Here is a 4676-nt window from a genome sequence, read left to right on the forward strand (position 1 = left end):
AACGACTTAGAGTCGCGCAGACCAGTATATGAGTCTTCTGTATCTGCCATTACCGCGGTGGTGGTCATTGCCCTTCTCGCTGCGATGATTGGTGTACTACGCTTCATGAATACCCGTACACGTTTAACCGAAACGGGCGCTACCAATGAGCGTAACCAGCAAGCTATCTTGCGCTTACTGGACGAACTGGCTGACCTTGCTGATGGTGACTTAACGACCACTGCGACGGTAACTGAGGACTTCACTGGTGCGATCGCTGACTCGATTAACTTTACCATCGATCAATTACGTATCCTGGTATCGCAAATTAACGACACGGCCATCAGGGTATCGAAGGCATCGGAAGAAACGCAGTCTACCGCCTTGCACTTAGCCGAAGCCTCCGAGCATCAAGCGCAAGAGATTGCCGGTGCATCGGCCGCTGTTAACGAGATGGCGGTGACCATCGACCAGGTATCGGCAAACGCTTCAGAATCGGCGACGGTTGCGGAAAGATCGGTTGAAATCGCCAACCGTGGTGCGGAAGTGGTACAAAACACCATTAACGGCATGGATATGATTCGTGAGCAGATTCAGGATACCTCGAAACGTATTAAGCGACTGGGTGAATCGTCACAGGAAATCGGTGATATCGTATCGTTAATTAACGACATCGCAGACCAAACCAACATCCTGGCACTAAACGCCGCGATTCAAGCGTCGATGGCCGGTGACGCCGGTCGTGGTTTCGCGGTGGTTGCGGATGAGGTTCAGCGTCTGGCGGAACGCTCTTCAGCAGCAACCAAGCAGATTGAAGCACTGGTTAAAACCATCCAGTCAGATACCAACGAAGCGGTTATCTCGATGGAGCAAACCACCTCAGAGGTTGTTAGAGGTGCGCGTCTTGCTCAAGATGCGGGTATGGCACTGACTGAAATCGAGAAAGTATCGGCAGAACTGGCCGACCTGATTCAAAACATCTCGAATGCAGCCCGTCAGCAAGCCGCATCTGCAGGCCATATTTCGAACACGATGAACGTTATCCAAGAGATTACCCAACAGACCAATGCCGGTACTACAGCAACAGCCAGAAATATCGGTAACTTAGCCGACATGGCTACCGAGCTGCGTAATTCGGTTGCTGGTTTCACCCTGCCTGATGAGGTGAATCACGAAGCTGCATAATTGTTGCTAATCTAGTCAAATGGCCAATTGGCAAATTAATCAGCTGCCAAAGCTGTCGGAGCAGGAATTCTCCGATTGGCAGCTGTTGTTAGAGCGTCGAACCGGTATTAACTTCGATAAGCATAAGCATATGCTGAATACCGGCCTATCTCAGCGTTTGATTGAGCTGGGCATTAAATCTTATCGTGAATATTATCTGCAAGTTAGCTCGGGCGCTCGAGGTGCAGCTGAATGGCAAGCGCTGCTTAAAAATCTGACCATCAAAGAAACACGGTTTTTTCGCGACCCCGATGCCTTTTTATTTGTGAAAGAGTTCTTGCTCGACTATCTGCCCTCGCATAATGCTGAGTCATTAGAAATTTGGAGTGCAGCATGCTCTACCGGTGAAGAAGCCTATTCACTAGCGATTACTGCACATCAATGTTTACGCAGCTTGAAGCAACAAAAATATTTCGGTGTCACGGCAACAGATATCTGTTTGTCAACTTTGTCACAAGCTAAGCGTGGGCAATATGCAAAGCGCAAGCTAGAGGTGATTGATGATGAAATGAAGGCAGAGTTCTTTGAGCAAAAAGACTCTCGCTATTATATTAATCAACAGCTCAAAAGCCGCGTCTGTTTCGTTCAGGCAAACTTAGTGGACCTGCAGCAATTGCCTGTGCGGAATATGGATGTTATTTTCTGTCACAATGTGTTGATTTATTTTACCAAACAAGTGCAGTTTTCTGTGCTTGACGAGTTGGTCACCCGCCTGCGTCCAGGCGGCGTGCTCATAATTGGCAGTGCTGAAGCGCAAGGGTGGCAGAATTCAGCTGTTAAAAAGATTGAGCACGAGGCAGTGCAGGCATTTTTGAAATGCATGGAATAGTCGAAGGTTTTAGTAAATATGTCAGAGTCTAAAAGCTACATTGCCTTGGATTGGCTAAATGATGAGATCGCTGTAACGCTTTCCCAAGCGCTTAATGCATTAGATGATTTTATTCAACGTCCTGACGATATCACTAAACTTCGATTTTGTATTACCTATATTTACCAAGCGAGCGGCAGCTTAACCATGATTGAGTTGCATCGGCCTGCACAGTTTGCCTTGGAAGTCGAAGCGCTGTTAAACAAAACGTTAGATGAGCAAAATACTGATGTACGCTCGCGGTTTGCCGATATTATCCGCGTCGGAATTATTACCTTAATAGAGTATCTTGCGGAAACGGCAAAAACACATAGCGAATCACCCAGTCAACTATTGCCAGTAATGAATCAAATTCGTGACGCGCTAGAGCAAGAACGTTTGTCAGCTGCTGATTTTTTTGAGCCAGAAACGGCGATTATCACGCCTGAAAAACCTAAGCAGGCCAGTATTAGCAACGAAGAATTTGATGAATTAATTAGACGGATGCGTCAATCGTTTCAGGCAGGTTTAATCGGCATTTTGCGAGGTCAATCTTTAGCAGATAATTATCAGCTAATTTACAAGGTAAGCGCAACATTAGAAAAGATTAGCGCGAATACTGCTTCGGCAGGCTTTTGGCAAATTGCCAGTGCGGTTACTGAAAGTATGCATATTGCAGCAGAAGCACCAAGTTCAGAAACCAAGTCGGTACTTAAGCAAATAGATGCGCAATTAAAGCGCCTGTTAGATGCTGGCACAACAGAGTTTAATCGAAAAGTTGAAAATAATTTCATAAACGCGCTGCTATACAGCGTGGCTACCGATGAATCGCCGACGGCCAAAATTTTATCGCTGCGTTCAGAGTATCACCTCGAACAGGCAGTAGCCGAGAAACTGCAGCTGGATCTGCAGCACAGGCTATTCAATAGTCTTACTTCCTCAGTGCTTAATGCATTGTCAGGGCAATCACAGTCTGACCAGACGTATCATATGATTGTGAAAACCATAGCGCTTATTGACCCTGAGTGGATTATTGATAATGGCGAGCTAGAGTTAAAGCAGCAATTTGATGCAGTGTTGGAGCGTGCTTCAACCATTGATAAGTCAAAATTCTATGCACAATTAACGAGCCTGCTAACAGAGAATCGTTTGCAGCTTGATAAAATTAAAAGCGCTATTGTCGCCTACGTTGCAAATCAATGGGATGTGAGCTGTATCGTAGACGTTCCAGCTATGGTGGCGGCGGTTGCCGAAGCGTTGAGACTTTGCCCATTTCAGGCGCTGTTACCATTGCTATCAACCGTAAGTGAACAAGTCGATAGTTTGCTTGATCAGCAGCAGCCGTTACCGAGCTTTGAAAAGATAGAGCTGTTAGCAGATATCATCAGTGCTATTGAATACTACCTCGAATGTTTCGAGTCGCAGTCTGTTAGACAGCTGGATAATATTCTTGAAAATGCAACAGTTTGTCAGCAGTCGCTTTTGAATTTACGTGCAGATTCGCATGAAAATATAGCTGTCAGGTTAGATGAAGATGCAACAGCGGAATCTTTAATTTCACATGCCGTTGAGGTTGATGATGAAATACTGGATATCTTTGCTGAAGAGGCGAAAGATGTTTTGTCCTCGATAGATGCAAGTTTAATCACGCTCAAACAAGACACTGCCAATGCTAATGAGCTCGAGTCTTTGCGTCGCGCATTTCATACCTTAAAAGGCTCTGGTCGACTCGTCGGTGCTGATGATATTTCAGCATGTGCTCAATCGATAGAGCAGATGCTTACCAGCTGTATCGAAAATCAGCAGCCGGTTACAGAAAGCATGCTTGAAATTTTAACGCAGACTGCAGATATCGTGCCTGCCTTAATCAGCAGCTTCGAGAGTCGCGAAGCCTTCGATACTGAGCAAATTGCTGGCATCGTAGCGATGTCGCAGCAGCTTACTGATGATCTGCAAGCGGCTAACTTTTCTGAGCCAGCTCTACAGTCGAATGCAGCATCGGTAGATGAGGCCGTAGCTAGCGATGTTACCATTGATGAAGCTCAAAACAATGCTCAATCTGATATTCAGTCAGATGAACAGCAAGAGCCACAAGCTAATGGTATCTCGCCAAGCAATTTTTTGATGACCGATCAGTCACTCGAGCTTGATGCTGACGAAGAGATTGTTGAGATTTTCATTGAGGAGGCTGAAGAAGTTGAGCAAACGATTAATGACTATTTGCCTCAGCTTGAATCTACGCAATCAAATAATGAAGCTATAACTGAAATTCGACGAAGCTACCACACGCTTAAAGGTTCAGGGAGAATGGTGGGCGCAGAAGATATCGGGGAATTTGCCTGGTCGGTTGAGCGCATGTTAAATCGTATCATTGAGGACGGTTTAACAATTTCTGATAATGCCTTATTAATTGTTCAGCAGGCAACGCAGTTATTGCCAAATATGATCGACTGTTTCAAATCTATGTTTGCCGTGCGTCAAGATGTCCTGCAGGCAATGATTGCGCGAGCCGATGCGGAATGGGCTGGAGAGGTGTTTGCTGGTGATGAGGGTTTACTTCAGCAGGCTTTGCAAAACGCCGAAATAGTAGTCGACACATCAGATGCAGCAGTATTGTTAGTGAGCG

The 4676-nt window shown here is 45.8% G+C and carries 3 protein-coding genes; all 3 read left to right on the forward strand.

The genetic code is table 11. The annotated features are described in order from the left end of the window. Positions 1–1164 (forward strand): methyl-accepting chemotaxis protein (locus HRU21_11625; GenBank protein NRA42938.1); only part of this gene is annotated, 1164 nt, incomplete at its 5' end. Between the two features lie 19 nt (positions 1165–1183). Then, positions 1184–2032, forward strand: a complete 849-nt coding sequence (locus HRU21_11630; protein NRA42939.1) for a protein-glutamate O-methyltransferase CheR — start codon at positions 1184–1186, stop codon at positions 2030–2032. A gap of 18 nt (positions 2033–2050) precedes the next feature. Continuing rightward, on the forward strand, positions 2051–4676 hold a 2626-nt coding region (locus tag HRU21_11635; protein ID NRA42940.1), incomplete at its 3' end, for an Hpt domain-containing protein.

Source organism: Pseudomonadales bacterium (assembly GCA_013215025.1).
Lineage (GTDB): Bacteria > Pseudomonadota > Gammaproteobacteria > Pseudomonadales > DT-91 > DT-91.

Excerpts from the sequence above, each read along its gene's own strand:
- HRU21_11630 (NRA42939.1), top strand. The coding sequence starts at position 1,184 with ATGGCCAATTGGCAAATTAATCAGCTGCCAAAGCTGTCGGAGCAGGAA.